Here is a 23,174-nt window from a genome sequence, read left to right on the forward strand (position 1 = left end):
CTCAGCCCAGATCGATCTGCAGGATTTCCGGCCGCACCCCGAGACGCACCGGCAGAATGCTGAAGCCCAGCCCGCCCGACACGATCAGGTTCCGGTCATTCTCCACGACATGACCGTAGGCGAAGCGATTGCCATAGTCCGAAGGCACGACCGGCGAATAGCCGAACAGCCGCACCTGTCCGCCATGCGTGTGTCCGGACAGTGTCAGCGACACCCGCTCCGGCACCTTCGTGAAAATGTCGGGCTCGTGTGCAAGCAGGATGATCGGCTCGCTGCCCTGGATCTTGGCCAAGGTGCCCGGGAGATCGTCGAAGCCCTGGAAACTGTCACGGCCTTTGGCCTTGTTCGGCAGCAGCGCCAACTGATCGGCTAGCCCGGCGATCCAGAAACCATGCCCGTCCTTTTCCAGCCGCACGACGTCGTTTTCCAGCACCGGGATGCCGACATGCTCGAGCGCCTTGCGCGACTGGGTCGGGCCGGCTTCCGCTCGCTGGGCGAAGAAATCCGTCCACCAATCGTGATTGCCGAGGATCGACAGCACGCCGAGCGGCGCCTTCAGCCCCGACAAAGCCTCGGCCCACTCCTCCACCCGCACCCGGCCGGTCACCAGCTTTGTCCCGGCGGTATAGTCACCGAGCAGCACGATCAGATCCGGCTGCAACGCGTTGGCCTGCTCGGCAAGCGCTGTGATCCGTTCCGGCGTCATCCAGGGCCGGCAGGAGTGGATATCGGCCAGCGCCACGACGCGCAGCTTAAGCCCGGCCGGCCAGTGCGGCGGCGTCAATGTGTAGCGCTTCACATGGGTGAGCAGCATCGGCTCGATGCCGACCGCATAGGCGCTGAGCGACACCATGGCGAAGGCCGAGCCGCCGACAAGGCGCAGGAAAGCGCGTCTGGTGATCATAGGTCGCCCCAAGCCCTAGGATTGCGTCAGATAGCCTATCTTAAAGGATGCAATTGCGCCCTCAGTCGGGCCGAGCCGCGCAGATTCTGCGCAGATCGGCCATTGCGCCGCCGAAACGGCGAACAAATCTGCGTTACTCCTCCTGGAACAGGCTGATCTGCTGCTGGGCGATGTCCCTCGGCGGGTCGAGGCCGAGATGGCGCCAGGCGTTGGCGGTCAGCACGCGGCCGCGCGGCGTGCGCTGGATGAAGCCCTGCTGGATCAGATAAGGTTCGATGATGTCCTCGATCGCGTCGCGCGGCTCGGAGAGCCCGGCCGCGATCGTCTCGATGCCGACCGGACCGCCGCCGAAATTGCGCGCGATCATCGACAGATAGCGGCGGTCGAGCGCGTCGAGGCCGAGCGCATCGACCTCCAGCCTGGTCAGCGCCTCGTCGGCGATCCTCCTGTCGACATGACCGTCGCCGGCGACCGAAGCAAAATCGCGCACCCTGCGCAGCAGCCTGCCGGCGATGCGCGGCGTGCCGCGCGCGCGGCGCGCGATCTCCACCGCCCCATCGTCGCCGAGCGGCATCGACAGGATGCGGGCGCCGCGGCGCACGATCTGCTCCAGCTCCTCGACCGTGTAGAAATTGAGCCGGACCGGAATGCCGAAACGGTCGCGCAACGGATTGGTCAGCAGGCCGAGCCTCGTCGTTGCCGCGACCAGCGTGAAACGGGCAAGGTCGATCTTGACCGAGCGCGCCGCCGGCCCCTCGCCGATGATGAGATCGAGCTGGAAATCCTCCATTGCCGGATAGAGGATTTCCTCGACCGCCGGGTTGAGGCGATGGATCTCGTCGATGAAAAGGACGTCGCGCTCCTCGAGATTGGTCAGCAGCGCCGCGAGATCGCCGGCCTTGGCGATGACCGGACCCGAGGTCGAGCGGAAATTGACGCCGAGCTCGCGCGCCATGATCTGCGCCAGCGTCGTCTTGCCGAGCCCCGGCGGCCCGACGAACAGCACATGGTCGAGCGCCTCGCCGCGGCTCTTGGCGGCATCGACGAAGACCTTGAGATTGGCACGCACCGCCGCCTGGCCGACGAACTCGTCGAGCGACTGCGGCCGCAAGGTCTGGTCGGCATCCTCACCGCGCTTGTCGGGGGCAATGAGGCGGGGCGAAAGGGTCATGCCGCGCCCTTTGTGCGCGGCGCAACTCCGACAATCTGAAGGCCAACCGCGTCCCTTACCGCAGCATCGACTTCTTCCAGCGTGGCTGGACCGCCGAACGGATCGCCTAGAAACCCAGCAAGGTCAGCGAATTCAAGGTTGCGCGGCGTACCGATCAGACGGCCGTCCATGACCGTCAAGGCAGCCCTGTCGCCAGCCTTGAGCGACAGCACGTCGCGAACATGCTTTGGAATCGTCATCTGCCCCTTGGAAGTCAGCTTTGCATCTGCGCCCATATTCCTATTTGGGGCAAATGTCACCGCGCCAATTCCTTCAGGCCGAAGCGGATCAGCTTGGACGCGTCCGCGCCCTCGCCGGCCGATTTCAGTGCAGCCGCGACCGCGTTCGCGGCGATGTCGCGCGAATAACCGAGATTGACGAGCGCCGAGACCGCATCGGTGATCGGCGCGGCCGCGACGCCTTCGCCAAGCTCCTGCTTGAGGCCGATCGTGCCTGTGGCCGCGCCCGCATAGGCAGGCGCCTTGGTGCGCAATTCGGTGACGATGCGCTCCGCCACCTTCTTGCCGACGCCGGGCGCGCGGGAGACCATGGCGATGTCGCGCAGCGCGATCGCGTTGGCGAGGTCGGCCGGCGCCAGCGTCGACAGGATGGCCAGCGCCACCTTGGCGCCGACGCCCTGCACATTGTTCATCAAGAGGCGAAACCACTCGCGCTCCAGCCCGGTCTGAAAGCCATAGAGCCGGATCATGTCCTCGCGCACATAGGTCTCGATGAACAGCACCACCGCCTCGCCGGGCGAGGGCAGCGCGGCCAGCGTGCGCACCGAGCAATGGGCGACGTAGCCGACGCCATGCACGTCGATGACGCAGCTATCCTCGTCGATCTCGTCCAGCGTGCCTTTCAGCTTGCCGATCATGGATAAGCTCTCTTACGGGTGGGTGTCGGGCGCGATAAGCGTGACATCGGGAAAGTATTTTCTGAAACCTGTCGGATCGCGCGTAAGAATGGGATAGCCTCTGATGACGGCATGAGCACCGATCAAAAAATCGGGCATGACCCTCTCGCGCGGCCCTCCTTGCCGACGATAGAGCAAAAATGCCCGCGACGCCGCGAAGGCAGCTTCGAATGGCAACCCCTCACGTCGGTATTCATCTTCGGACAACACATCATCGACTTCTTCGATTGTCTCGTAGCGTATCGAGAACTCTGCATAGATGATCTGATTGATGACGAGGCTGCCGCGCTTGCGGGCAGCCTCTATTTTCGGCCGCGACCATTTCAGCCAGACAGGATCGCGGACCGCGACATCGATAAGCACATTGGTATCGACGAGCGTCGCCAAGATCAGCGATCCCTCGTCAGCGCCATGACGTCATCGGCATTCATCGTCTGATCGCCACTCCCCTCCAGCCGATCAAGCGCTGCGAGAAAACTGGCAAGCCGTTCACGATCTGCCAGCCGTCCCTTGTCGTGCCGGGGCGTGATCGTGATCTTTCCGCCCTCAATGCCGAAAATGACTTCGCTGTTGGCGACAATGCCGAATGTCTCGCGCAGATCGCGAGGAATGGTCACTTGGCCCTTGCTGGTCACTCGCATTGAAATATCCTTTCTTACAAGTAAGGAATATTCCAACAGACGGAACAAGTCAAGAACAACACTACCCGGCCAGCGCGGCCATCCGGTAGGCGACGCTCTGGCGGTGATGCGCGTGGCAGATGGCGATGGCCAGAGCGTCGGCGGCGTCGTCGGTGTCGAAGACAGCCTTCGGCATCAGCACCTTCACCATCATGTGGATCTGCTTCTTCTCGCCGTGGCCGACGCCGATCACCGCCTTCTTGACGGCATTGGGCGCATATTCGGCGACCACCAGCCCGGCGCGCGCCGGCACCAGCATGGCGATGCCGCGCGCCTGGCCGAGCTTCAACGTCGCCGTCGCATCCTTGTTGACGAAAGTCTGCTCGACCGCAGCCTCATGCGGCATGGCCTGGTGCAGCACCTCGGCCAAGCCGTCATGCAGCTGGCAGAGTCTTGTCGCCAGCGACTCCTTCTCGTCGGATCGCACCGTGCCGGATGCGATGAAGCGCAGCGAATTGCCCACGCTGTCGATAATACCCCAGCCGGTGCGCCTCAGGCCCGGATCGATGCCGATGATGCGAATCGCTTCCCCCATGCGCCAAGTCTAGCCGTGGCGGCAAGCGATGCCAGCAAAATGTGAACAAACCGGAAACAATTGCGATCTCAGCGATTCGCCGAAACGGTGAGACGCTCTAATTCGTCACGCGGCGGATGGTTTTCGACAGCCGCGTGAGAAATGCCGGCCTGGACGATGCGACCAGTTTCCACGCCAGGACTGCATTGCCCATGCGCCGCGGCAGGATGCCGATGCAAAGGAACCAGGCCGCCAGAGCAGCCCGCCGCCGCCAAGATGCGTTCATTTCCAGACTGGCGGCCGCGCCCGCTCTTGCCAGTCCCAGCCGCGAGTCGGTTGCAACCGGATGCTGGGGTTCGTCGACGCAGAGCGAAGCCAGCCGCTCTTCCAGATGCACCGGGTCGCGAAGGCCGGCATCCGGCGGCACGGTCAAGCCGATCTCGGCCGCCCGGCCGGACAAGGCTTCGAGACGCCGGAAATCATGCTGCACGCGCCAACGCGCCCGCTCGGCAAGCTTTTCGGCAAAGATCGAATGATTGGAGCCGTGGATGCGGTAGGCGCCAAGGCAGGTGTCGATGGATTTCACCTCTCCGTGCAGCGGCGCGAGCGTTGCGAGATAGCCGTCGGCGCCTTGCCGGAAATCGCTTTCAGGCATCGGCATTATCGTTTCCAGCGCTTCGCGGTCGAACGCCAGCCCGCTTGTCACCGTCGTGCGGTACCGCCCCTTGCGCAGCAATTCCGGCACGACGTCGCCTGAATCGAACGGCTGTTCCGGCGGTGGAAAGACATCCTTGATATGCTGGTCCTCATCAACGAGATGCAATCTGAATTGCGCTTGGGCGACATCCGCGTCCCACTCGTCCAACACCTCTGAGACGGCGTTCGGATAGAGATAGTCGTCGGCGTCGAGGAAAAGAACGATCTCCCCGGTGCTCGCCTCGAACCCGGTATTGAACGCAGCCGCATGCCCGCCATTCCTACGCCTCAGGCACGAGCGGATTTTGTCGCCATAGGACTCGATGACGGCCACCGACGCATCCGTCGATGCGTCATCGACGACGACGACCTCGACATTTCGGTGGTCCTGCTCCAACGCGCTGTCGATGGCGCGTCCTAGAAACTGTTCGTAGTTGTAGTTGGGGATGATGATCGATACCGGGATGCGGTCCAATGGCGAATGCACGGGATCAAGCCTCGCAATCTGCTTTGGTCACAGTGACGGTGGTTTTCTTGCAGAACCGGCTCGGGTCGACCCGGCTGCGGCGAACGGCTCCAACTAGGGGGCCATCGCTTCAAGGCAAGGGGTGATTTTCTCGAAGGCCGGCACTGCCTTTAACGCGAGACGGCTACCGCAATATCGAAGAGCGGTCGTGGTCGCAGGCGTTCGACCTGCGGCCAGGTCGCGGCTCGCCAAATCGCGGCTCGCAAAAATCACGGCTCGAACAAGGGATGCCGGTTCCGGCTCCCGCGCGACTCTGCCGCGGCGTTGTTGCAAACGCGGTTTCAGCCGCGCGCGAACGCCGTGTTCAAAAGACTGATCTGGTCGGACACCGGATTGGCGCGCCGGCTGGGCGCGTGCGTCTCGCTGATGACGCCGCCATAGATTTCCTCGTCCATGCGCCGCACCAGCGACTGCAGGCGCAGCGAGCGCGTCACGAGGTCCAGAAAATCCCCGGGCAGCTCGTTCCAGCCAAGCGCCTCGTCATGCGCGGACGCGGTGTCGAGACGCACCTTGGATTTCTCCGAAGCCACCTGGTCGCGCGTCATCTCGCCGGAATTCGCCGCCCGCTGCAGCAAGAGCCAGGAGGCAACCTGCATGAGCCTTGTGGTCAGCCGCATCGATTCGGCCGCATAGAGCGTCGCCGCCGTGCGCGACAATTTCTTGGCTTCGAGCCTGCCCTTGCCATCGAGATATTCGGCGGCCTGTTCGACCAGCCCCATGCCTTCCTGGTAAAGCGGCTTGAAGGATTGGGAGAAAACCCGGCGCTCCGCCAATTTGATGGTTTTCGCGCTGCCCTTCGAAGGCTCGTTCATCGATACGCCCCTGCACTGCCGCAGCCGATTCGGCATCCTTGCCGACGCGGCCGCACCCTAAATGACTGAGGCTTGAAAATGCGCTTCGATGCCAATGAAGGCAAGCGCATGTTTAACAAACGGTTAACGCCGGGCCGGTTCCGGCCATCCGCAAGCGGACGGCATCAGCCAGCCGGCAGCGGATAAAAAAAGAGCCGCGGATAAGGCGGCTCTCAGGAGTTTAACAGGGAGGCGTCAAACAAAGTGGCTCCAACCACTCGGTAAGAATCCAGCAAAACTGGATGCGCTTAGTAAACGCCCGTAAAGCTTAATGAACCCTTAACGCGGCGGCGATTTTTTAAGCGAACGCGCTTTACTGTGCCGGAACAGGACAGCGGATTCGCCGCCCGGGATCGTCCGAGCACCGGATTTCGGGCGCCGATCGTGGCGGCCGTAACATGTTTGCTGCTGCCGCGGCATCGTTCCGAAACACGCGCCACGCAAAAGGCCGCTCCACAAAGGCGGCGCGCAGATCCGCGCCGCTTGAAATCAGGCAGGATATCCGGAGCAAAATCATGGATTGGTATTCGATTGTCAAATTCCTTCACGTCGTCTCGGCCGTTTTGTGGGTCGGCGGCGGCTTCGTGCTGTTCCTGCTCGGCGTGCTGGCCGAGCGCGCCGGCAAAATCGAGGACAAGCTGCTGGCTATCCGCGCCAGCGGACAGCTCGGCGGCCGGTTCTTCGCGCCGATGTCGATGCTGACGCTGGTCTTTGGCCTCGTCATGTGCGGCTTGTGGGTCGGCTTTGCCGACCTGTGGATCGTCATCGGCCTCGTCGGCTATGCCACGACCTTCTCGATCGGCATGCTGATCTTCAAGCCGACCGGCGAGCGCATGGGCACCATGATTGCCGAGCAGGGCGTGACGCCGGCCGCCCTCGCCATCGGCCAGCGCATGATGAACTGGGCGCGCCTCGATTATGCGGTGATGCTGGTGATCATCGCCGACATGGTGCTGAAGCCCACTTTGCACGACGTCGGCATTCTTGCCGGCATGGCGATGGTGGTTGCGCTGGGCGCCGCGCTCGCCTTCGGCGGCAGCCGCCAGATGGTGCCGAGCGCCGCTTGACATTAAGGCGCTCGCCCGAAGGCGCGTTGAGATTCAGGTCAGGCCGAGTCGGAGTCGAAGACGGGCGCGAAGCGACCAAACTGGGTGGTTTCCGAGAACCGGCCTACGCCGGCCGTAGCCTTCATAGACGGACACATCTATGAGGGCTTCATCCGGCGAAGGCCGGAAGCGCAGGAAATCGCCATTTGCAGGCCGGCTTCACCTGAATATCGACGCGCCTCACATCAAACCGGCTATGCCGTCCCACAGCAGCTTGACGGCGACCACCGCGACGGTGGCGTAGGTGAACGGATAGAAGATCTCCGGCCGCATGCGGCGCACCAGCCACGCGCCGGCGATGGTGGACAGCGGCGCCAGTGGCATCAGCACCGCCGAAGCGGTGAGATTGGTGGTGTCGAACTGGCCGAGCGCGAAATAGGGGACGAGCTTCAACGCATTGGTGGCGGCAAAGAAGACTGCCGCCGTGCCCGACAGCACTTTCGGATCGAGCCGGATAGGCAGCGCATAGACCTGGAAGGGCGGGCCGCCGACATGGGCGACGAAGCTGGTGAAGCCGGCGACAGTGCCCCAGAAAGCGGCGGCAATGCGGTTCGGTTCCGCCACATGATCGGCGCCGTGACGGAACTGCAGGTAGATCCAGCGCAGCACGAACACCAGCGCGACGGCGCCGACGATCAGCCGCACCATCTCCTCAGTGACCAAAGCCGCGGTCAGCCAGCCGAGCCCGATGCCGATGACGGCGCCGGGCATCATGTCGACCAGCATCCTGCGGTCGTAGACGCCCCACCAGGTCCACACTGAAACCACGTCCATCAGACACAGGATCGGCAGCAGGATGGCGGCCGCTTGAACCGGCGGGATGGTCAGAGCCATCAACGGCACGCCGACGAAACCGACGGCGCCGCCGAAACCGCCTTTCGACAAGCCGACAAGGATCACCGCCGGAATGGCGGCAGCATAGAACCACGGGTCGCTGAGCAGGCCTGACATCGGCAAAGGAGGGTTGGAGAAGGCGGGAATTCAGCCATAGCGCAGAACGGCGCCGCCGGGATAGTCATTAGTGCCGGCATCGGTTACCGCCGACCCCCTATATCGACGGCCGGCCGCATGGCCCGCGAAGCGGACGTGCTGCGATCTACCGAGCCGAGATTTTTGAACCAATCATATTTCCTAGGAAACCGTAGAACCAGTCAGCCTGAGCACGATCAGCCTCATACATAATGCGATCCTGTTCCTCGCGTGACTGAACACCCGGTTTGCCATAGAAGCCATCCAGCGCCGCCTGCATGCGCCGGAATCCCTCGATTGTCACTTCGGGATGAGCTTGGAATGCGAAGGTACTTTCTCCATAGCTGAAGGCTTGGTTGGGGTAGAGATCGCTTGACGCGAGATGTGTTGCGCCGGCTGGCATATCGAATGTGTGGAAATGAGCCTGCGCGACATGCAGTGGGTTCGGGAGAGTGGCGCGGCCCGCTTCCGTGGGCCGCAACTCGTAGTATCCGAACTCTTGAACGCCGGAAGAAGGCGGTCCCACTCGGGCGCCAAGGGTATGGGCAATCTGTTGAGCGCCTAGGCAGAGGCCAAGCAATGGCACATCCTGCTTGATGCAGGCTTCAATCCAGTGTGCCTCCTCTTTGAGAAAAGGATATCTGATTGTCTCGTAAGCCTCGAACCTGCCACCGAAGATGATGCTGGCTGCAACATCACTTTCTGGCGCTCCTAATGCGTCTCCGTCAAACGGGTATCGATAATCGAGTTCAAATCCATGTCGAGTTCCAAAAATGGAAACCCGATCATCGCGCGGACCACGGTCGTGACAGACCAAGATCAATCGACGCTTCTCCGGTCCTGTGGCCATCCCGATATCCTGTGTGCTGGCACCAAGGCACATGTCTACGCGTCAGCAGGAGCGCAAATCAATTGCTGATCCGCCAACCGGGGCATTGATTGAAAGCTAAAGCTCCGGGGAGTTTGACTCGATCGCCCCCAGGCGCGACGATGCTCGTTTGGGTCGGTCCTCGTCCGCCGCATAGCCGACTGTTCAAGCCGCTCCCTTTGCTCTATGCCGCAATGCAACCATCTTCGCCCGGCATAGGCGAAACCGGGATCGAAGGCCAATGAACGAAGCAACTCCTCCCAACCGCTGCCGCATCGTGCTGATCGCGCCGCCGCTCGTGCCGGCGGAGCAAATCTGCGCGGCGTTCGACGGTGGCGACGTCGCCTCGTTGATCCTGCCCGACAACGGCATGGACGATGCCTCCTTCCAGGCCTTCGCCGAGAGGATAGTGCCGATCGCTCAAGGTGCCGGCGTCGCCGTCATCATCGCCGGCGACAGCCGCATCGCCGGTCGCGTCCAGGCCGACGGCATCCATGTCGAAGTGAAGCCCGCGGAACTCGCCGAGACGATCGAGCGCGTGGCCGGCAAGATGATGGTCGGCGCCGGCGGCGCCAAGACGCGCGACGAGGCGCTGGGGCTCGGCGAGGCGCGGCCCGACTATATGTTCTTCGGCCGTTTCGGCTATGACAACAAGCCGGAGCCGCACCACCGCAACCTCGCGCTGGGCGAATGGTGGGCGGAGATGATCTCGATCCCCTGCATCGTCATGGCCGGCTCCGAGCTTGCCTCCGTCGAGACGGTGGCCGCGACCGGTGCCGAGTTCGTGGCGCTGTCCAGCGCCGTCTTTGCCGATGGACGCGACCCGCGCGCCGCGATCGCCGCCGCCAACGCGTTGCTCGATGAAACCGCGCCGCGTTTCGAGGACTGACATGCGCCTGCGTGGCCTTTGCCTGACGGTTCTGGCCGGCTTGTTTGCGCAGGCCGCGATGGCGGCTGAGACCGTCCCGCTGCCGCAGCCGCGGCCGGAGACGAGCGCACCGGACAAGAGCGCACCCGACGCAACCAAGCCGGATGCAAGCACGCCGGATAGCGGCATGCCGGAGACTGGCACGCCGGATAAGGGCAAACTGGATACAGCCACGCCGGACGCCGGCGCGCCGGATCCGAGCAGGTTCGGTACCGGCGCGCATATCGACAAGCCGATCCAAAACACCTTGCCGCAACCGGCGACCATGACGCCGCCATCGGCCGACGCCGTCAATCCCGACCGCTTCGGCGCCAAGCAGCCGGACGCCGCCTACGGCGCCTTCCAGCGCGGGCTTTACAAGACCGCCTACAATCTCGCCATGGAGCGCGCCAAGAACGGCGATCCGGCGGCTGAGACGCTCGTGGCTGAAATCCTGTCGCGCGGGCTGGGTGTGCCGCTCAATCCGGCCGAGGCCGCGAAATGGTATGCGCTGGCCGCCGAACAGGGCGTGCCGGAGGCTCAGTTCCAATATGCGCTGGCGCTGCTGGACGGCCGCTATGTGAAGAAGGACGAAAAGGCCGCTTTCGCGCTGATGCAGGCCGCGGCCGAGGCCGGCAACCGGCTTGCCCAGTTCAACTTCGCCCAATTGCTCGTCCAGCAGGATCCCGGCGATGACGGCCTTGTGAAGGCCGCCGCCTATTACGAGCGCGCAGCCGCCACCGGACTTGCCGATGCGCAGTATGCGCTGGCGCAGCTCTACGCCAATGGCGTCGGCGGCAAGCCGCATGACGACGCCCAGGCGCGTCTTCTCCTGGCGCAGGCCGCGAGGCAGAACTACGACACCGCGCAGATCGACCTCGCCGCCTGGATGATCGAGGGGCGCGGCGGCGGGCGCGACCTGAAATCGGGCTTTGCCTGGATGAGACGGGCGGCGGAAGGCGGCAATGTCGCCGCCCAGAACCGTCTCGCCAAGCTCTATATGGGCGGCATCGGCACCGATCCGGACCTGATCCTTGCCGGCGCCTGGTACATCGTCGCCCGCCGCGCCGGGCTGATCGACCCGCAGATGGACGATTTTCTGCAGGGCCTCGACGACGAGCAAACCAAGCAGGCGCTGCAGAAGGCAAATCGCCTGCCGTAGGAGCAAATGCAGGAAAAGTGTCAGGCGGTCAGGTTCGGCGACTTCGCCGTAGCCTTTAGTCTGCATTGTTCCAAAGGAGAAGACTTCGTCATTGCATATGGTCGAGCACGACCTTGCCGAAGGGCGAGCCATGCTCGAGGTAGCGAAGCGCCGATGCGGCCTCGTACCAGGGAAACACTCTGTCGATCACCGGACGCAGGCCGTTGACGACAATCGCCCGGTTCATTGCCTCGAAGGACTGGCGTGACCCGACTGGAATGCCGCGCGCCGTGACCTGACGGCGGAAGATGTCGAGCGGATTGACCGATCCGTCGTTGCCGCCGAGATAGCCGATGACGTTAATCTGGCCGCAGCGGGCCGCCGCATTGAGCGACTGCGCGAAACTGCGTGGACCGCCGACCTCGATGATGTGGTCCGCGCCGCGTCCGTCCGTCAGCCGCAGCACGGCTTCCGCCCATTCCGGATTGTCGCGATAATTCACGCCGTCATTCGCGCCGAGCTCTTTTGCCCGAGCAAGCTTTTCATCGCTGCTCGACGTGACGATAACGCGCGCCCCGGCGCTCTTCGCAAGCTGCACGGCGAACAGCGACACGCCGCCGGTGCCGAGAGTGAGCACCGTCTCGCCCGGCCTCAACTTGCCTTCGGTGAACAGCGCATGCCAGGCGGTCACGCCAGCGCAGGCCAGCGTTGCCGCTTCGACGTCGGTTAGATGAGCGGGGGCGAGCACCGCTGCCTGCTCATCGAGCAGCGCATACTCGCTGAGCATGCCGTCGATCGGCCCGCCACGCTGGTAAGACGCCTCGGCCATGGCGAAGCTGCCGGCTACCCAGCGTTGCCAGAACGTGCCGCAGACACGGTCGCCGACCTTGAACCGGCTGACCTCAGCGCCGACAGCCGCCACCTGGCCGACGCCGTCGGAAAGCAGCACCAGGGGCAGGGTGAATTTCGAGTGATAGCTGCCGCGGGCAATTTCGACATCGCGGTAATTGAGCGCGCTCGCCTTGACCTTGATGAGGATTTCCTGGCGCCCCGGCGCCGGCGTCGGCCGTTCAACGAGCTTGAGGTTTTCTATGCCGCCCGGGGCCTGTAATTCGATCGTGCGCATTTGCTTTCCTTCGACTGGAGTGTCGGCAGGAAAATCGCTTGCGCGACAGCGGAATTCAAATTCATAATAATCAGAATGATTATGCATCTGGAACATGAGCGATGATTGAGGAACTGCGCACCCTCGTCCTCTTCGCCGAGGAAGGTTCCATCCAGAAAGTCGCGCAGCGCCTGCCGCTGACGCAGCCGGCGGTGACCAGACAGCTGCAGCGGCTGGAGGACTTGCTCGGCACGACGCTGCTCGACCGCCGGCAAAAACCGCCGCGACTGACGTCGGCCGGATCCGAAGTGCTCTTGCGCGCCAGGGACATCCTTGCCTCGGTGGAGGCTCTGAAGTCTTTTGCAGCCGAGGCCGAACCGCGAGGCGTGCTGCGACTTGGCCTGGCGCATGGATTGTCCGACGCCAGCGTGGCCAACGCCATCGCCGGCGTCGCCGCGACGTTTCCAAACGTCTCGCTGCGTCTGCGGACCGCCTGGAGCGGAGAACTCAGCGATCAATTCGAGCGCGGCCAATTCGACATTGCGATCGTTCTGAGAGCCCCTGACTACGAGGGTCCGGGCAAGCTTGGCATCGAGCGTCTCAGCGTCATCGCCCGGGCCGGCGGCACGCAGCGCCATCTCGAAGCCGGGTCGCCGATGCCCTGGGTGCTCAGCCCCGAACCTTGCGACGCCCGTCAAAGGCTGCTGTCTGTGATGGGGAGCGACAAACGGCGCCGGCTGGTCGTCTCGGCGGAAATTCAGGATCCCGCGATGCAGATGGAATGGGTCCGTCGCGGACACGGCCTCGGCCTGATGCCGTCGCGGTTGGCGGTGCGCGGAATTCCCGACGGCCTTGCCCTTGTCGATGCCGGCGATTTCGATCTTTTCATGCGGGTCGTGGCGCTCCGCTCCCCACATCTCAACCGCCTGGAAAAGGTAGCGGACGCCATCGCTCAGGCCGTCGGCGAGGCGATCGCGGTCACTGGCTGATACTGGCTCGCCGGGCGCGGCCGTTGCCTGCCTCCCTTGCTACTATGGGCAATTTGTGGTCTTGGAGGCGCCAAAGCGCGAGCCGCGCCAGAAAAATCTCATTCCGGATCAGTTCATCATGGCCAAGATCAGTGGCAACGAAATCCGTCCCGGCTATGTCATCGAGCACGATGGCGGGCTTTGGGTGGCGGTCAAGACCAACACCGTCAAGCCGGGCAAGGGCGGCGCCTACAATCAGGTCGAGCTGAAGAACCTGATCAACGGCACCAAGCTCAACGAGCGCTTCCGCTCGGCCGAGACCGTTGAGCAGATCCGGCTCGACCTAAAGGATTTTTCGTTCCTCTATGAGCAGGGCGACGCGCTGGTCTTCATGGACACCGAAAGCTACGAGCAGCTTGAGCTGGCGAAGGACTTCGTCGGCGAGCGCGCCGCCTTCCTGCAGGATGGCATGATGGTGACGGTGCAGCTTTACGAGGAGCGGCCGATCGGCATTTCGCTGCCCGACCAAGTGACGCTGGCCATCACCGAGGCCGACCCGGTGGTGCGGGGCCAGACGGCCGCCTCCTCCTACAAGCCGGCGGTGCTGGAGAACGGCATCCGCGTGCTGGTGCCGCCCTTCATCTCGGCCGGCGAGCGCATCATCGTCGACACCAACGAAATCACCTACGTGCGCCGCGCGGATTAACGGCAAGAAAGCAGGAAGAAAAAATGGCGCGTTCCGCTCTCCTCAACGTCATGGTCCAGGCTGCGATGAAGGCCGGCCGCTCGTTGTCGCGCGACTTCGGCGAGGTGCAAAACCTGCAGGTCTCGATGAAAGGCCCGGGCGACTATGTCAGCCAGGCCGACCGCAAGGCCGAAGAGATCGTCTTCGCCGAGCTTTCCAAGGCGCGGCCGGGCTATGCCTTCCTGATGGAGGAGCGCGGCGCCGTCGAAGGCGACGACGCTCAGCACCGCTGGCTCGTCGACCCGCTCGACGGCACCACCAACTTCCTGCACGGCATCCCGCTCTTCTCGGTGTCGATCGCGCTCGAGCGCCAGGGCCAGATCGTCGCCGGCGTCGTCTACAATCCGGCGATGGACGAGCTCTACACGGCCGAGCGCGGCGGCGGCGCCTTCATGAACGACCGGCGATTGCGTGTTGCCGGCCGCTCCAAGCTGACCGACGCGGTGATCGGCTGCGGCGTGCCGCATCTCGGCCGCGGCCAGCACGGCAATTTCCTGATCGAGCTGCGCAACGTCATGGCCGAAGTCTCCGGCGTGCGCCGCCTCGGCTCCGCTGCGCTCGACCTTGCCTATGTCGCGGCCGGACGCATGGACGGTTTCTGGGAGACCGGCCTGTCGTCCTGGGACATCGCCGCGGGCATCCTTCTGGTGCGCGAAGCCGGCGGCTTCGTCTCCGACATGGATGGCGGACAGGGCATGCTGGACAGCGGCGAGGTCGTCGCCGGCAACGAGCTCATCCAGCGCGCGTTGCTGAAAACCGTCAAGAAGCCATTGGCTGCTCGCTGACTAATGCATGTCGCCCAGAAGTGTGCAGCGGTTCTGGGACAACGACATGCATCAAAAAACAAAGACTTAAAGCGCGTCGCCTGAATCCGGTCCAGCGCGATGCGCTTTAAGGCGTTCTTTGCGTCGAAACGACGCGCTGCTTTGGTCGCAAAACCGCAACCGAAGCTTGAAATACTGGTCCGCGACTGCCCAGATTAGGCGTTGCAGGATCATTCATGAACGACGCGCATCCAGATACAAAGCTTGAGATCCCCTTTGTCGGGCGCTGGCACTATTCGCGCGCCGAAATGATCGCCGACGGCATCGTTCACGCGGTGGGCATCGTGCTGGCGATCGCCGCCGGCTCGACTTTCCTGGCCCTGGCCGCCTTCCACTCCGGCCCCGGCGAATATGTCGCCGCGGTGTTCTACGTGGTGTCGCTGCTCACCGTGCTCTCGGTTTCGCTGGCCTATAATCTGTGGCCGGTTTCGTGGCCGGCGAAATGGATCCTGCGCCGCTTCGACCATGCCGCGATCTATCTCCTGATCGCCGCCACCTACACGCCCTTCCTCGCCCAGCTCGACAACTCGCCGCTGGCGCTGCCCATGATCGTCATCGTGTGGAGCGCGGCAACGGCCGGCATCGCCATCAAGATGTTCCTGCCCGGCCGGTACGACCGGCTGGCGATCGTCTTCTATCTCGCCATCGGCTGGAGCGGCGTGGCGCTCGCCGGACCGCTGGTCGAGAGGCTGCCGACGACCTCGGTCGCGCTGCTTGTCGCCGGCGGCATCGTCTATTCCTGCGGTGTCGTCTTCTTCGCCTGGAAGGGCCTGCGCTTTCACAATGCCGTCTGGCACGGCTTCGTCGTCACCGGCGCCGGCCTGCATCTGGCCGCCATGGTCGACTGCCTCGTCGTCAACCGGTTCTAGGCCCTGGAGCATTTCGGGAAAAGTGCGTAGCGGCTAAGTCCGGGCCTCGGCCGTGGCGTTCCGTTCGGAATTGCGCCAAAACAAGCAAGTGCCGGCGATATTGCCAAGCGCCATTCAATTTGGTCACAATTCCGTTTAGAGTCGCGGCAATTCTGCGGCGGTGGCATCGGAAACGGGGCACGGATGGCTTTTCTCAGATCCTTCGGCAGGCGATCGGACGTCCTGGTCTACGACCCGCACAAGCTGTCGAGCCCGCAGGTCTTCCTGCTCACCATGGTGATCTTCCTGATCATCGTCGCTTTCATCGCCGCCATCCTCACCCGCCAGATCTCGACCGCCTTCTCCAGCAATCCGGGCCTCAACGGATTGATTGTCGGCGTGCTGGCGGTCGGCATCCTGCTTGCTTTCGCCCAGGTCGGGCGGCTGTTTCGCGAGGTGCGCTGGGTCAATTCCTTCCGCGCCGGCTCCGAAACCACCGAGCCGGTGCTTTTGTCGCCGATGAAGGCGATGATCGGCCGCTCGTCGACGATCGCTTTTTCGACCTCCTCGATGCGCACGATGCTGGATTCCATCGCCACCCGCCTCGACGAGAGCCGCGACACCTCGCGCTATCTGGTCGGCCTGCTTGTGTTCCTCGGCCTGCTCGGCACCTTCTGGGGCCTGCTCAACACCATCGCCTCGATCCGCGAGACGATCGAGGCGTTGGACCCAGGCACCGGCGATGCCGCCGCCGTGCTCGACGCGCTCAAGCAAGGCCTGTCGGCGCCGCTCGCCGGCATGGGCACCGCGTTCTCGTCCTCGCTGTTCGGCCTTTCCGGCTCCCTGGTGCTCGGCTTCCTCGACCTGCAGGCCGGCCGCGCCCAGACCCGCTTCTACACCGAGCTTGAGAACTGGCTGTCTTCGGTCACCGATCTGTCGTCGGATATCGTCGTGTCCGAGACGTCGAAAACAGCCGAATCCTCCGAGGACATCCGCCTGCTGTCGGAGCGGTTGCGCAGCCTGCAGGAGAATGGCGGCGGCTCCAATCCGCGCGTCGCCACCGCCATGGCCAATCTTGCCGACGGCATCTCGGGGCTGGTGAAGAACATGCGCTCCGAGCAGCAGATCATGCGCGACTGGGTCGAAGCCCAGTCCGACGAGCAGAAGGCCATGCGCAACACGCTGGAAAAGATCGCCGACGCGCTGAAGAAGCAAGGGGTCCACTGACGTGGCGCTGGCAAGACGGCGCGCCGACCGCCGCATCGACTATTGGCCGGGCTTTGTCGACGCTTTGTCGACGCTGCTGCTGGCGATCATGTTCCTGCTCACCGTCTTCGTGCTGGCGCAGTTCCTGCTCAGCCGCGAGATCTCCGGCAAGGACACGGTTCTCAACCGGCTCAACTCGCAGATCAACGAGCTGACCCAGTTGCTCGCGCTCGAGCGCTCGAATTCGCAGGACAAGGAAGACTCGCTCGCCAATCTGCAGGCCTCGCTGTCGGCGGCGGAAGCGGAAAAGGGCCGGCTCCAGCAATTGCTGGAACAAGGCGCCGGCGCCGGCGATGCCGCCAACCAGCGCGCCACCGCATTGTCCGGCGAGCTCAGCAACCAGCGCCAGATCAGCCAGCAGGCGCTGAGCCAGGTCGAGATCCTCAACCAGCAGATCGCGGCGCTGCGCAAGCAGATCGGCGCGCTGGAAGACGCGCTCAACGTCTCCGAGCAGCGCGACCGCGACTCCAACACCAAGATCGCCGATCTCGGCCGCCGCCTGAATGTCGCGCTGGCGCAGCGCGTGCAGGAGCTCAACCGCTACCGTTCCGACTTCTTCGGCCGGCTGCGCGAGATCCTCGCCGACCGCGAGAACATCCGCATCGTCGGCGACCGCTTCGTCTTCCAATCGGAGGTGCTGTTCCCGACCGGCTCCGACGTGATCAACGACGCCGGCAAGGTCGAGATGAAGAAGCTCGCCGACGCCATCATCGAATTGCAGAAGGAAATCCCGCCGGAGATCAGCTGGGTGCTGCGTGTCGACGGCCATACCGACAACAAGCCGCTGTCCGGCACCGGCCGCTATCGCGACAACTGGGAGCTGTCGACCGCCCGCGCCACCTCGGTGGTGAAGTTCCTGATCGAGAACGGCGTGCCGGCCAACCGGTTGGTGGCCGCCGGCTTCGGCGAGTTCCAGCCGCTCGACCCTGCCGACACCGACGAGGCGCGCAGCAAGAACCGCCGCATTGAACTGAAGCTCACCGAACGGTGAGCTATTATCACGCCAAGTCACGGGGAGTTGTTTGTCGGCTGAATACTTAGAGCGCCAAGTCGCCGCGACAAGCGCCGAAAACATTATCTTTTTTTAATTACACATCGCAAATCGACGCACCTAACTTGCCGCGCAGGGCCGGGGTCCGCCGGCGATGCCTCGCATCGCGATGCGACGGAACCGGACGGCCCGAAAGGTCGGAAGACGAAGCGGCGCGGCCGCTCCCTTCCTGGTAGGAGGATGCGCCGCCATGCGCATTTCAACATCTCTCAAGACAGCAACCCTCGCTGCGGTTCTGATCGCGGCTCCGCTCGCCGCCTATGCGGCCGGCCGTCACAGGGGCGGCGCCCTGGACACACCCGATCCGACCGTTATGACCGGACCGCGCGTGACGAGCCTGGTCGAGCAGATGCAGGGCGTGAACCAGGGCATCACCGACGCCCGCGAAACGAACAGCATCTCGGCCTCGGAAGCGCAGCACCTGCATATGCGCACCGCGCATATCAGCCAGGCCGCGCAACATGTCGCGGCTTCGGATCACGGCAGGATACCGTCCGCGCAATATCATGAGCTGCTGCGCAGGCTCGACAGTGTCGACCAGAGACTGATGAACGACACCGGCAGCAGCTTCATGATGGGCGACGGTTCCGACGGCGGCAATTACCCGAACGGCTAGAGCATTTGCTCCGATCGCAGAGGAAGGGACGACCTGGCGCCCGCGGGACCTAGTCCCGAGGGCGCCCTTTTTCGATCGCGCCCTGCTTCGATTACAGGCCGAGCCAAAGCGCGATGATGGCGAGCACCGCCGGCGCCGTCTGGATGAACAGGATCTTGCGGCCGACGGTCGCCGCGCCGTAGAGGCCGGCGATGGCGACGCAAAGCAGGAAGAACATATCGATCTGGAACCCGCCGGCGCCGAGATAGAGGCCCCAGATCAGGCCCGCGGCGAGAAAGCCGTTATAGAGGCCCTGGTTGGCGGCAAGCACCTTCGAGGCGCTGGCGAATTCCGGCGTCAGCCCGAACGCCTTGCGGCCGCGCGGCGTGTCCCACAACACCATCTCAAGATAGACGATATAGCAGTGGATCAGCGCCACCAGCCCGACCAGGATATTGCCGACCATTGTCCCCTCCGTCCTTCGGACAAGCATTGACCACACGTCGACGACGCCGCGCAAGATAGGCTGACCCTGGAACCGCCAACCAGGGTTGCCAAGCTTCGCGCCTTGGTATCTTTTCGCGCCAGCCCCTTTGCAGCCGGAACCCATCATGTCCTTCCACAAACTCGACCAACTCGGCCATAAGCTCGAAGCGCTGGAGCATGCCTTAGCGATCCTCGGCGCCGACGAAGCGACGCATATGGCGGTCGGCGGCGGCGAGAAGCGCGCCGAGGCGATGTCCTCGCTTGCCGGCATGCTGCACCGCCAAGCCACAGCGCCCGAGATCGGCGACTGGATTTCGGCGGCCGAAGCCGAGCCGCTCGGCGAAGAGCAGCAGGCGGCGGTGCGGGAACTGCGCCGCCAATACACCAACCTCACTTGCCTGCCGGTCGAATTCGTCGAGCGCCAGACGGTGGCGCGCATGCGCTCCGAGCAGCTTTGGCGCGACCTGCGCGCCAGGAACGACTGGGCCGGCTTCCTGCCGGCGCTGGAAGGCGTCGTGACCCTGGTGCGCGAGGAAGCGGCGCTGCGCGCCGACGCGCTCGGCCTCGTCCCTTATGACGCGCTGATGGAGCAATACGATCCCGGCAACCGCGCCGCCGACATCACGCCGGTGTTTGCCGAGCTGAAGGCCTTCCTGCGCGACTTCCTGCCGCACGCGCTGGCCGTGCAGGATGCGCGGCTGGCAAAGCATCCGCGAAAGCCGCTCTCCGGCAGCTATGCCGTCGAGCGCCAGCGCGAGCTCGGCCTTGCCATGATGGCTGCCGTCGGCTTCGATCTCACCCACGGCTCGCTGTCGGTATCGCATCATCCCTTCTGCGGCGGCGTGCCGACCGACGTGCGCATCACCACCCGATACAAGACCTCCGACTTCCTGTCGGCGCTGATGGGCGTACTGCACGAGACCGGCCACGCCCTCTACGAGCAGAACCTGCCGAAAGCCTGGTCGCACTGGCCGCTCGGCAAGGCACGCGGCATGGCCGTGCATGAGAGCCAGAGCCTGTTTGTCGAAAAGCAGATCGGCCGTAACCCGGCCTTCTGGCGCTGGGCGCTGCCGGTGGTCGAGAAACATCTCGGCGAAGCCTGGTCGATCGACGACATCCTGCCGCATGTCCACCATGTCGAGCGCGGCCTGATCCGCGTCGACGCCGACGAAGTCACCTATCCGCTGCATGTCATCCTGCGCTACGAGCTCGAGCAGGAACTCGTGTCCGGCCGGCTGGAGGTCGCCGACCTGCCCGAGGCGTGGGACGCGAAGATGCGCGATTATCTCGGGCTTTCGACCATCGACAATCCGGCCGACGGCCCGATGCAGGACGTGCACTGGCCGGGCGCCGCCTTCGGCTATTTCCCCTCCTATACGCTGGGCGCCATGATGGCCGCGCAGCAATGGGCGGCTCTGACCAGGGAGCATCCGTCCGCCGACCAGGACCTCGCCAAGGGCGATTTCAGCGCCATCAATGAGTGGCGTCGCGCAAAGATCTGGTCGCAGGGATCGCGCTGGTCGACGCCGGACCTGCTCGAGCGCGCCACCGGCGAGAAGCTCAACGCCGCTTACTTCACCGAGCACTTGAGCAGGCGCTACGGCAACTGACCCGCGGGTCGAAACCAGCTGGGTGCGGCGTGCCTACTCCGCCGCGCCCTTGAAGGCGCTGGCGCCCGTCTCGAACTGCAGCTTGGCGAGTCGCGTGTAGATGCCGCCCTTGGCGACCAGGCTCTGATGCGTGCCTTCCTCGACGATGCGCCCGCCGTCCATGACCAGGATGCGGTCCGCCTTGAGCACTGTCGCCAGCCGGTGCGCGATGACGATGGTGGTGCGGCCGCGCATCAGCCGCTCCAGCGCTCTTTGCACCAGCGTCTCGCTCTCGGCGTCGAGCGCCGAGGTCGCTTCGTCGAGCAGCAGGATCGGCGCGTCGCGCAGGATGGCCCGCGCAATCGCGATGCGCTGGCGCTGCCCGCCGGACAGCGTCACGCCACGCTCGCCGACCTGGCTGTCATAGCCCTTGTCGAGTTTTAGAATGAATTCATCGGCAAGCGCATCCTTCGCTGCCGCTTCGATCTCGGCCTCGCTGGCGCCCGGCCGGCCAAAGCTGATGTTGTCGGCAGCGCTCGCCGCGAAGATGGTGACGTCCTGCGGCACGATGGCTATGCGCGCGCGGATGGCGGCGGGGTCGGCCTCGCGCACATCGACGCCGTCGATGACGATGCGCCCGCCCTCGGGATCGTAGAAGCGCAGGATCAGCGAGAAGACGGTGCTTTTTCCTGCGCCCGAGGGACCGACGATCGCCACTGTCTCGCCAGGCTTCACCTGGAAGCTCAGGCCGTGCACGGCGGCACGGTCCGGGCGTGCCGGATAGGAGAAGGAGACGTCGTCGAAACTGACGGCGCCTTTTGCCTTGGCCGGCAATGGCAAAGGATCGGCGGGTGGCAGGATGGCCGGTTTCTCGGCCAGGATCTCCGTCAGCCGCTCGGCGGCGCCCGCCGCCTGCGACAGCTCGCTCCAGACCTCCGACAGCGCGCCGAGCGCGCCGGCGGCAAACACCGAATAGAGCAGGAACTGGCCGAGCGTGCCCGGCGACAGCGTGCCGGCAAGCACGTCGCGCGAGCCGAACCACAGCACCGCGACCACCGAGGAGAAGATCATGAAGATGGCGAAGAAGGTCAGGAATGAGCGTGCGAACACCGAGGCCCGCGCCGCCTCGAAGGCGGCGTCGACAGCGTCTGCAAAGCGGCCGGTGACGAGCTTTTCGTTGGTGAAGGCCTGCAGCGTGCGCACCGCGCCGATCTGCTCGCTGGCATAGGCGGTGGCCTCGGCGAGCGTGTCCTGCGCTTGCCGGGACTTGCGCCGCACCGAGCGGCCGAAGGCGACCAGCGGCAGCACGATCACCGGAATGGCTGCAATGACCAGGCCGGAAAGTTTCGGACTGGTGACCACCATCATCGCCACCGCGCCGAGGCCCAGGATCAAATTGCGCAACGCGACCGAGGCGGTTGCGCCGACCGCCGACTTCACCTGCGTGGTGTCGGCGGCAAGCCGCGACACGATCTCGCCCGAATGCGCGCGATCGAAGAACGCCGGCGACAGCGTCGTGACATGCGAAAAGACGTCGCGGCGAATGTCGGCCACGACCCGCTCGCCGAGCGTGATGACGAAATAGTAGCGGCTGGCCGAAGCGGCCGCCAGCAAAGCCGCCATCAGAACCAGCGCCGCGAAATATTCCGCGATGAAGGTGGAGCTAGCGGCCTGGAAACCATGGTCGATCATGCGCCGCACGGCCATCGGCAAGGCGAGCGTCGTCACCGCCGCCACGATCAGCGAGATGACGGCGCCTATTACCAGCTTCCGGTAGCGGGTAACGTACGGAAAGAGGCTGCGGAGCGGCCGGACCGAGCGTCTGCGCTCGCTTGCGCTGCCACCGATTTCCGCCATGAGCGTTTCCTCTGGCCGCTTGGCGGGACCGCGCTTCAATATGCGCCCGCCGCGGCCTTGTGATTCAATTCCGGCTGATGTATAGGCTCGCCGACCGTTTTAGAAGCCGTGGCTTTTCATTAGCTGCGGCTTCGAGTTTTAAAAAGGGGCGCATCGACGCAGGCCTTCAGGCCCGTTGCCAGCGCCGGCAGCCAGGAAACACGACAATGAAGGCCGATATCCATCCCGACTACCACACCATCAAGGTCGTCATGACCGATGGCACCGAATACCAGACCCGTTCGACCTGGGGCAAGGAAGGCGACACGATGAACCTCGACATCGACCCGACCACGCACCCGGCCTGGACCGGCGGCCAGCAGACCCTGCTCGACCGCGGCGGCCGCCTCTCGAAATTCAAGAAGCGCTTCGAAGGTTTCGGCCTCTAAGCCTTCATCCGCTTTGTCGCAGATCAAAAACCCGCCTTCGAGGCGGGTTTTTTGTTGGCCGCATTTCTTCTCCCCGTTCTACGGTGAGAAGGTGCCCAAAGGGCGGATGAGGGGCAGCGCCGAC

Annotated in this window: 26 protein-coding genes; 12 read left to right on the forward strand and 14 right to left on the reverse strand. The window is 64.2% G+C overall.

What is annotated here, in order from left to right; genetic code table 11:
* Position 1: 1 nt before the first annotated feature.
* The 9 genes from FJ425_RS10745 to FJ425_RS10785 all read right to left on the reverse strand — a co-directional run bounded on the left by FJ425_RS10745 (position 2) and on the right by FJ425_RS10785 (position 6,258).
* Positions 2–904: a metallophosphoesterase gene (locus FJ425_RS10745; RefSeq protein ID WP_140634405.1), complete on the reverse strand. Its 903-nt coding sequence runs from the start codon at positions 902–904 to the stop codon at positions 2–4.
* Between the two features lie 133 nt (positions 905–1,037).
* Positions 1,038–2,075 (reverse strand): Holliday junction branch migration DNA helicase RuvB, encoded by a 1,038-nt coding sequence (gene ruvB / locus FJ425_RS10750; RefSeq protein ID WP_140545985.1) that lies wholly within the window; start codon positions 2,073–2,075, stop codon positions 1,038–1,040.
* A complete protein-coding gene (locus FJ425_RS10755; RefSeq protein ID WP_246673504.1) occupies positions 2,072–2,374 on the reverse strand; it encodes an AbrB/MazE/SpoVT family DNA-binding domain-containing protein in 303 nt (100 codons plus the stop codon). The genes ruvB and FJ425_RS10755 overlap by 4 nt, the downstream gene beginning before the upstream one ends.
* Entirely contained in the window at positions 2,371–2,991 is a 621-nt protein-coding gene (ruvA, locus tag FJ425_RS10760) for a Holliday junction branch migration protein RuvA (protein ID WP_140634403.1), read from the reverse strand. The genes FJ425_RS10755 and ruvA overlap by 4 nt, the downstream gene beginning before the upstream one ends.
* Before the next feature lie 12 nt (positions 2,992–3,003).
* Positions 3,004–3,417, reverse strand: a complete 414-nt coding sequence (locus FJ425_RS10765) for a type II toxin-antitoxin system VapC family toxin (RefSeq protein WP_140634401.1) — start codon at positions 3,415–3,417, stop codon at positions 3,004–3,006.
* Between the two features lie 2 nt (positions 3,418–3,419).
* Complete coding sequence (locus tag FJ425_RS10770) at positions 3,420–3,671, reverse strand: AbrB/MazE/SpoVT family DNA-binding domain-containing protein (RefSeq protein WP_140545982.1); 252 nt, start codon at positions 3,669–3,671, stop codon at positions 3,420–3,422.
* 61 nt (positions 3,672–3,732) lie between these two features.
* On the reverse strand, positions 3,733–4,245 hold the full coding sequence (gene ruvC / locus FJ425_RS10775) for a crossover junction endodeoxyribonuclease RuvC (RefSeq protein ID WP_140545981.1): 513 nt from the start codon (positions 4,243–4,245) through the stop codon (positions 3,733–3,735).
* A 97-nt stretch (positions 4,246–4,342) separates the two neighbouring features.
* Positions 4,343–5,407 carry a glycosyltransferase gene (locus tag FJ425_RS10780; RefSeq protein WP_140634399.1) on the reverse strand — a complete coding sequence of 355 codons (1,065 nt, stop codon included), beginning with the start codon at positions 5,405–5,407 and terminating at the stop codon, positions 4,343–4,345.
* 320 nt (positions 5,408–5,727) lie between these two features.
* Entirely contained in the window at positions 5,728–6,258 is a 531-nt protein-coding gene (locus FJ425_RS10785) for a DUF1465 family protein (RefSeq protein WP_140634397.1), read from the reverse strand.
* 554 nt (positions 6,259–6,812) lie between these two features.
* Between FJ425_RS10785 and FJ425_RS10790 the strand changes: the two genes are divergently transcribed.
* The gene (locus tag FJ425_RS10790) at positions 6,813–7,364 is read left to right on the forward strand and encodes a DUF2269 family protein (protein WP_140634395.1); all 552 of its coding nucleotides are present in this window, start codon (positions 6,813–6,815) and stop codon (positions 7,362–7,364) included.
* A gap of 219 nt (positions 7,365–7,583) precedes the next feature.
* Here FJ425_RS10790 and FJ425_RS10795 read toward each other — a convergent pair whose 3' ends face one another.
* Both FJ425_RS10795 and FJ425_RS10800 read right to left on the reverse strand, forming a co-directional pair.
* The gene (locus FJ425_RS10795) at positions 7,584–8,354 is read right to left on the reverse strand and encodes a sulfite exporter TauE/SafE family protein (RefSeq protein ID WP_140634393.1); all 771 of its coding nucleotides are present in this window, start codon (positions 8,352–8,354) and stop codon (positions 7,584–7,586) included.
* 145 nt (positions 8,355–8,499) lie between these two features.
* Positions 8,500–9,222 (reverse strand): glutamine amidotransferase, encoded by a 723-nt coding sequence (locus tag FJ425_RS10800; RefSeq protein ID WP_140723287.1) that lies wholly within the window; start codon positions 9,220–9,222, stop codon positions 8,500–8,502.
* A gap of 259 nt (positions 9,223–9,481) precedes the next feature.
* On the opposite strand from FJ425_RS10800, the gene FJ425_RS10805 reads away from it, so the two are divergent.
* Positions 9,482–10,129: a thiamine phosphate synthase gene (locus tag FJ425_RS10805; RefSeq protein ID WP_140634389.1), complete on the forward strand. Its 648-nt coding sequence runs from the start codon at positions 9,482–9,484 to the stop codon at positions 10,127–10,129.
* Between the two features lies 1 nt (position 10,130).
* Positions 10,131–11,309 carry a tetratricopeptide repeat protein gene (locus tag FJ425_RS10810; protein ID WP_246677915.1) on the forward strand — a complete coding sequence of 393 codons (1,179 nt, stop codon included), beginning with the start codon at positions 10,131–10,133 and terminating at the stop codon, positions 11,307–11,309.
* Between the two features lie 88 nt (positions 11,310–11,397).
* Here FJ425_RS10810 and FJ425_RS10815 read toward each other — a convergent pair whose 3' ends face one another.
* A complete protein-coding gene (locus tag FJ425_RS10815) occupies positions 11,398–12,414 on the reverse strand; it encodes an NAD(P)-dependent alcohol dehydrogenase (RefSeq protein WP_140723290.1) in 1,017 nt (338 codons plus the stop codon).
* A gap of 101 nt (positions 12,415–12,515) precedes the next feature.
* On the opposite strand from FJ425_RS10815, the gene FJ425_RS10820 reads away from it, so the two are divergent.
* From FJ425_RS10820 to FJ425_RS10850, 7 genes are all read left to right on the forward strand, one after another.
* Positions 12,516–13,382: a LysR family transcriptional regulator gene (locus tag FJ425_RS10820; protein WP_140723293.1), complete on the forward strand. Its 867-nt coding sequence runs from the start codon at positions 12,516–12,518 to the stop codon at positions 13,380–13,382.
* A gap of 118 nt (positions 13,383–13,500) precedes the next feature.
* Positions 13,501–14,067 (forward strand): elongation factor P, encoded by a 567-nt coding sequence (efp, locus tag FJ425_RS10825; RefSeq protein WP_095767538.1) that lies wholly within the window; start codon positions 13,501–13,503, stop codon positions 14,065–14,067.
* A gap of 23 nt (positions 14,068–14,090) precedes the next feature.
* Complete coding sequence (locus FJ425_RS10830; RefSeq protein ID WP_140545971.1) at positions 14,091–14,891, forward strand: inositol monophosphatase family protein; 801 nt, start codon at positions 14,091–14,093, stop codon at positions 14,889–14,891.
* 215 nt (positions 14,892–15,106) lie between these two features.
* A complete protein-coding gene (locus tag FJ425_RS10835) occupies positions 15,107–15,799 on the forward strand; it encodes a hemolysin III family protein (protein ID WP_140723296.1) in 693 nt (230 codons plus the stop codon).
* A gap of 183 nt (positions 15,800–15,982) precedes the next feature.
* On the forward strand, positions 15,983–17,005 hold the full coding sequence (locus tag FJ425_RS10840; protein WP_140634382.1) for a MotA/TolQ/ExbB proton channel family protein: 1,023 nt from the start codon (positions 15,983–15,985) through the stop codon (positions 17,003–17,005).
* 1 nt (position 17,006) lies between these two features.
* A complete protein-coding gene (locus FJ425_RS10845; RefSeq protein ID WP_140723298.1) occupies positions 17,007–18,035 on the forward strand; it encodes a peptidoglycan -binding protein in 1,029 nt (342 codons plus the stop codon).
* Between the two features lie 250 nt (positions 18,036–18,285).
* Positions 18,286–18,711 carry a hypothetical protein gene (locus FJ425_RS10850; RefSeq protein WP_140723299.1) on the forward strand — a complete coding sequence of 142 codons (426 nt, stop codon included), beginning with the start codon at positions 18,286–18,288 and terminating at the stop codon, positions 18,709–18,711.
* Positions 18,712–18,802: 91 nt separating this feature from the next.
* Here the strand turns inward: FJ425_RS10850 and FJ425_RS10855 are convergent, their stop codons facing one another.
* Positions 18,803–19,156 (reverse strand): DUF1304 domain-containing protein, encoded by a 354-nt coding sequence (locus FJ425_RS10855; protein ID WP_140723302.1) that lies wholly within the window; start codon positions 19,154–19,156, stop codon positions 18,803–18,805.
* Between the two features lie 145 nt (positions 19,157–19,301).
* On the opposite strand from FJ425_RS10855, the gene FJ425_RS10860 reads away from it, so the two are divergent.
* On the forward strand, positions 19,302–20,786 hold the full coding sequence (locus tag FJ425_RS10860) for a carboxypeptidase M32 (protein ID WP_140723305.1): 1,485 nt from the start codon (positions 19,302–19,304) through the stop codon (positions 20,784–20,786).
* A gap of 33 nt (positions 20,787–20,819) precedes the next feature.
* On the opposite strand, the gene FJ425_RS10865 is transcribed toward FJ425_RS10860, so the two are convergent.
* On the reverse strand, positions 20,820–22,622 hold the full coding sequence (locus FJ425_RS10865) for an ABC transporter transmembrane domain-containing protein (protein WP_140723308.1): 1,803 nt from the start codon (positions 22,620–22,622) through the stop codon (positions 20,820–20,822).
* 206 nt (positions 22,623–22,828) lie between these two features.
* Between FJ425_RS10865 and rpmE the strand changes: the two genes are divergently transcribed.
* Positions 22,829–23,050, forward strand: a complete 222-nt coding sequence (gene rpmE, locus FJ425_RS10870; RefSeq protein ID WP_027166741.1) for a 50S ribosomal protein L31 — start codon at positions 22,829–22,831, stop codon at positions 23,048–23,050.
* Positions 23,051–23,174: the final 124 nt, after the last annotated feature.

Source organism: Mesorhizobium sp. B2-7-2 (assembly GCF_006440775.1).
Lineage (GTDB): Bacteria > Pseudomonadota > Alphaproteobacteria > Rhizobiales > Rhizobiaceae > Mesorhizobium.

Coding starts and splice junctions, on each gene's coding strand:
- FJ425_RS10745 (WP_140634405.1), bottom strand. CDS start 904: ATGATCACCAGACGCGCTTTCCTGCGCCTTGTCGGCGGCTCGGCCTTC.
- ruvB (WP_140545985.1), bottom strand. CDS start 2,075: ATGACCCTTTCGCCCCGCCTCATTGCCCCCGACAAGCGCGGTGAGGAT.
- ruvA (WP_140634403.1), bottom strand. CDS start 2,991: ATGATCGGCAAGCTGAAAGGCACGCTGGACGAGATCGACGAGGATAGC.
- FJ425_RS10770 (WP_140545982.1), bottom strand. CDS start 3,671: ATGCGAGTGACCAGCAAGGGCCAAGTGACCATTCCTCGCGATCTGCGC.
- ruvC (WP_140545981.1), bottom strand. CDS start 4,245: ATGGGGGAAGCGATTCGCATCATCGGCATCGATCCGGGCCTGAGGCGC.
- FJ425_RS10785 (WP_140634397.1), bottom strand. CDS start 6,258: ATGAACGAGCCTTCGAAGGGCAGCGCGAAAACCATCAAATTGGCGGAG.
- FJ425_RS10790 (WP_140634395.1), top strand. CDS start 6,813: ATGGATTGGTATTCGATTGTCAAATTCCTTCACGTCGTCTCGGCCGTT.
- FJ425_RS10795 (WP_140634393.1), bottom strand. CDS start 8,354: ATGTCAGGCCTGCTCAGCGACCCGTGGTTCTATGCTGCCGCCATTCCG.
- FJ425_RS10800 (WP_140723287.1), bottom strand. CDS start 9,222: ATGGCCACAGGACCGGAGAAGCGTCGATTGATCTTGGTCTGTCACGAC.
- FJ425_RS10805 (WP_140634389.1), top strand. CDS start 9,482: ATGAACGAAGCAACTCCTCCCAACCGCTGCCGCATCGTGCTGATCGCG.
- FJ425_RS10810 (WP_246677915.1), top strand. CDS start 10,131: ATGCGCCTGCGTGGCCTTTGCCTGACGGTTCTGGCCGGCTTGTTTGCG.
- FJ425_RS10815 (WP_140723290.1), bottom strand. CDS start 12,414: ATGCGCACGATCGAATTACAGGCCCCGGGCGGCATAGAAAACCTCAAG.
- FJ425_RS10820 (WP_140723293.1), top strand. CDS start 12,516: ATGATTGAGGAACTGCGCACCCTCGTCCTCTTCGCCGAGGAAGGTTCC.
- efp (WP_095767538.1), top strand. CDS start 13,501: ATGGCCAAGATCAGTGGCAACGAAATCCGTCCCGGCTATGTCATCGAG.
- FJ425_RS10830 (WP_140545971.1), top strand. CDS start 14,091: ATGGCGCGTTCCGCTCTCCTCAACGTCATGGTCCAGGCTGCGATGAAG.
- FJ425_RS10835 (WP_140723296.1), top strand. CDS start 15,107: ATGAACGACGCGCATCCAGATACAAAGCTTGAGATCCCCTTTGTCGGG.
- FJ425_RS10840 (WP_140634382.1), top strand. CDS start 15,983: ATGGCTTTTCTCAGATCCTTCGGCAGGCGATCGGACGTCCTGGTCTAC.
- FJ425_RS10850 (WP_140723299.1), top strand. CDS start 18,286: ATGCGCATTTCAACATCTCTCAAGACAGCAACCCTCGCTGCGGTTCTG.
- FJ425_RS10855 (WP_140723302.1), bottom strand. CDS start 19,156: ATGGTCGGCAATATCCTGGTCGGGCTGGTGGCGCTGATCCACTGCTAT.
- FJ425_RS10860 (WP_140723305.1), top strand. CDS start 19,302: ATGTCCTTCCACAAACTCGACCAACTCGGCCATAAGCTCGAAGCGCTG.
- FJ425_RS10865 (WP_140723308.1), bottom strand. CDS start 22,622: ATGGCGGAAATCGGTGGCAGCGCAAGCGAGCGCAGACGCTCGGTCCGG.
- rpmE (WP_027166741.1), top strand. CDS start 22,829: ATGAAGGCCGATATCCATCCCGACTACCACACCATCAAGGTCGTCATG.